The organism is Ideonella sp. P3_A4 (genome assembly GCF_056403075.1).
The window spans coordinates 1-3,503 of the sequence record NZ_JBFUGE010000611.1 but is presented as its reverse complement, the minus strand read 5'-3'; the positions used below and the strand labels follow the sequence as shown (position 1 = coordinate 3,503).

Annotated in this window: 3 protein-coding genes; 2 read left to right on the top strand and 1 reads right to left on the bottom strand. The window is 65.3% G+C overall.

Annotated elements, in window-relative coordinates:
* On the top strand, positions 1-1,815 hold a 1,815-nt coding region (locus AC1DYI_RS29875; protein WP_477207750.1), incomplete at its 5' end, for a putative bifunctional diguanylate cyclase/phosphodiesterase.
* Positions 1,816-1,864: 49 nt separating this feature from the next.
* On the opposite strand, the gene AC1DYI_RS29870 is transcribed toward AC1DYI_RS29875, so the two are convergent.
* Positions 1,865-2,563: an FMN-dependent NADH-azoreductase gene (locus tag AC1DYI_RS29870; protein WP_477207749.1), complete on the bottom strand. Its 699-nt coding sequence runs from the start codon at positions 2,561-2,563 to the stop codon at positions 1,865-1,867.
* Positions 2,564-2,705: 142 nt separating this feature from the next.
* Here AC1DYI_RS29870 and AC1DYI_RS29865 point away from each other — a divergent pair.
* Positions 2,706-3,503: LysR substrate-binding domain-containing protein (locus tag AC1DYI_RS29865; RefSeq protein ID WP_477207748.1), on the top strand; the 798-nt coding region annotated here is incomplete at its 3' end.

Below are 3,503 nucleotides of genomic sequence, written 5' to 3'. Positions count from 1 at the left end.
GTTCAGCTCACGCTGGGTGGGGACCGCCGCTGCCTCTTCGCCACGCTGGGCCCGCTGCGCGATGCCGAGGGAAGCATCAGCGGCATGTTCGGCGTGGTGCAAGACATCACCGAACGCAAGCAGCAGGAAGATCACCGCAGACAGTGGGCGATGGCTTTCGAGAGCACCCGCGACGGCGTCATGATCACCGACGCACAAGGTTGCATCCAAAGCGTGAACCGGGCGTTTTCAGAGATCACCGGCTACTTGCCCGAGCAGGCCATCGGTCAGACGCCGGCCCTGATGCATTCGGGGCGGCACGACGAAGCGTTCTATCGGGAGCTTTGGCAGAGCGTCAATACCAGCGGCCATTGGCGTGGCGAGATCTGGAACCGCCGCCGCAGCGGCGAGGTTTATCCCGAATGGCTGACCGTCAGCGAAGTGCGCAACGATGCAGGCGAGGTCGCCAACTATGTCGGCGTGTTCACCGACATCACGCGCATGAAGCGCGACGAGGCCAAGCTGCAACAGCTGGCCAACTTCGACCCCTTGACCGAGTTGCCGAACAGGCGCCTGCTGCAAGCCCGCCTCGAACAGGCGCTGGCGCACGGCAAACGCCATGGCGAACGAACCACGGTGCTGTACATCGACCTCGACGGGTTCAAGACCGTCAACGACAGCCTGGGGCATCCAGCGGGCGACGAACTGTTGACGCGTATTGCCGAACGCCTGAAAGCGAGGGTAAGGGCCGAGGACACGCTGGGCAGGCTGGGTGGAGACGAGTTCCTGGTGCTCGTCGGATCGATGACCGACGCGAAGGATGCCGCAGTCCTCGCGCAAGACTTGCTCGCTGCCATTGCGCGGCCGATCGAGCTGTCGGGTGGGCAGGAGGCCTACGTGACCGCCAGCATTGGCATCAGCGTGTATCCCGACGATGGCGGCGCCAGTGCGATCGACATGCTCCGCAACGCGGATGCCGCCATGTACCGAGCCAAGGCGGAAGGCCGCAACCGTTTCGTCTTCTACACGCAAGACCTGAATGCGCAGGCTGTCTCGAGGCTGGAAATCGAGGCGTCACTCAGCCGGGCCTTGGAGCGCAATGAACTGCTGCTGCACTATCAACCCAAGGTCGATGCTGCGAGCGGCCGCATCGTTGGCGCAGAGGCGTTGCTGCGCTGGCGGCGCAATGGTGAACTCATACCGCCAGGCAAGTTCATCCCGGTGGCCGAGCACAGCAGCCTCATCCTGGACATCGGTGCCTGGGTGATCGAGCAGACCTGCTGGCAGATACGAGACTGGCTTGACCGCGGTATGGACGTGCCCCGAATCGCAGTGAATGTCGCCGCGCGCCAGTTCGCCGCAGGCGATCTCGACGAAGTGGTGAGCGCCGCGCTGCGGCGACATCGGGTTGACGCGAGCCTTCTTGAGCTCGAGTTGACGGAAAGCATGCTGATCGAAAAGCCCCAGGCCGGCATTGCCATGCTGAAGAGGCTGAAGAGCACCGGCGTCAAGCTGTCCCTTGACGACTTCGGAACCGGCTACTCCAGCCTCGGCTATCTGAGTCAGTTCCCCATCGATGCATTGAAGATCGACAAGTCGTTCGTCGACCAGATTGCCGTTGGCCCGAATGGCAGCGCGATCGTCGACGCGGTGATCGCGCTGGCGCATCGGCTCGAACTGGCCGTTGTCGCAGAAGGCGTCGAGACCGAGCAGCAGCGGCTGTACCTGCGGGAGCAGGGGTGTGACCAGCTCCAGGGGTTCTGCATCAGTCGGCCGCTGCCGGCGACGGCCTTCGAAGCCCTGGTGCACGAAGAGCAGGTCTGCGAAGCTGCGTGAGCGCGCCCGGCCCCTGAGCCTCCTTGCTGCCCGCCTCAACCACGATCCATCAAGTGCAGGGGCTGAACACCTGGTCCGCCCGGGCCATCGCCTCCACCAGCCTCTCCACCTTGGCCTCTGCTTCCTCCAGGCTGCGCTGCAGGCGTTCGTCGGCGAATTCGTCGTACTCCACCGCGACGCTGGCCACGTCTCGTATGCCGATGTAGGCGAACACGGCGCGCAAGGCCGGTTCGACATGGTTGGAGGCAGCCAGGTCGCCCTGCTCGTAGCCACTGTCGCCGCGCGCGCTGAGGAGCACCAGGCGCTTTCCCTGGCCTTCCAGCATCGGCCAGTAGGGCAGGCCCTGGCGCTGCCTGTCGAAACCGAAGGTGCGGCCCACCCGCACGATGTTGTCGACGTAGGCTTTCAGCACGGCCGGCATGCCGAAGTTGTACATGGGCGTGCCGATCACGATCACGTCGGCGGCGCAGAGCTCGTCCACCAGGGCGTCGCTTTCGGCGAGTACGGCTTGCGATTCGCGGCTGCGGTGCGCGGGCGGCGTGAAGGCAGCCGCGATCCATTCGGCGCTCACGAAGGCGGGTGCGTGGGTGGCCAAGTCGCGGTGCTTCAGCTGGTCCTGCGGCCTCCGGCCTTGCCAGCGCTCTATGAAGCGGCGGCCGAGGCGCCGGGTGTGGGAGCCGTGGCGCTCGGCGCCGGAAAGGCCCTGGCGGGCGCTGCTGTCGATGTGAAGTAGGGTCAGTCCTGTCATGCGTTTTTCAGTCCGATGGGGATGTTGATTTCATCCATGCAGGCACTTTGAAGCCGGAAGGCGCGAGGAACAAACGATGATTCTTCGTTCGACAGGTGAACTCAGCTCATCCGTCCGGGTGCGACGACCTATCATCGACCGCATGAAGAGACCGCTCCCGCCCCTGACCGCGCTGCGGGCCTTCGAGGCCGCTGCCCGATGGGGCAGCTTCAAACAGGCGGCCAACGAGCTGGCACTGACACCAACAGCCGTGAGCCATCAGGTGAGGGCGCTGGAAGACCGGCTCGGCCTGCGCCTGTTCGAGCGGCGCACGCGGCTGGTCGTGCTGACCGAGGCCGGGCGCAAGCTCGGCGCGAGCCTGAACGATGCGTTCGACCGCATGGCCGACGCCATCGACGCCGTCAAACCCAGGCGTCCCAGTGTCACCATCACCACCACGCCGGCTTTCGCTGCCCAATGGCTGCTGCCGCGTTGGCATGCGTTGGCTGGTGCGCATCCCCACATCGATCTGCGCCTGCACGCCGACAACGGCCTGGTGGACCTCCATGGCGGCACCGCTGACCTGGCCATTCGTTATGGCAAGGGCGGCCCTTACGCTGGCTTGCAGACGAATGTGCTGCTGGCGGACCGCTTCATGCCTGTGGCCAGCCCCGGCCTGACGCTGCGTTCACCCAAGGACCTGGCCAGGCACGCCCTGATCCATTTCGAGTGGCACCGCCCCGATGCCGGCCATCCTTCGTGGGAGCTGTGGTTCGCGCAAGCCGGCGTGAAGCCCTGCGGCCTGCAAGACCTGCGTTTCACCGACGAAAGCCATGCGATCCAGTCGGCGGTGGCCGGCCAGGGTGTCGCCTTGCTGAGCGAAGTCCTCGTGCGCGACGAGGTCCGGCGCGGCTTGTTGCGCATGCCATTCGGCCCCGTCCTGGAGGGCATGGTTTATCAC

Excerpts from the sequence above, each read along its gene's own strand:
- AC1DYI_RS29870 (WP_477207749.1), bottom strand. The coding sequence starts at position 2,563 with ATGACAGGACTGACCCTACTTCACATCGACAGCAGCGCCCGCCAGGGC.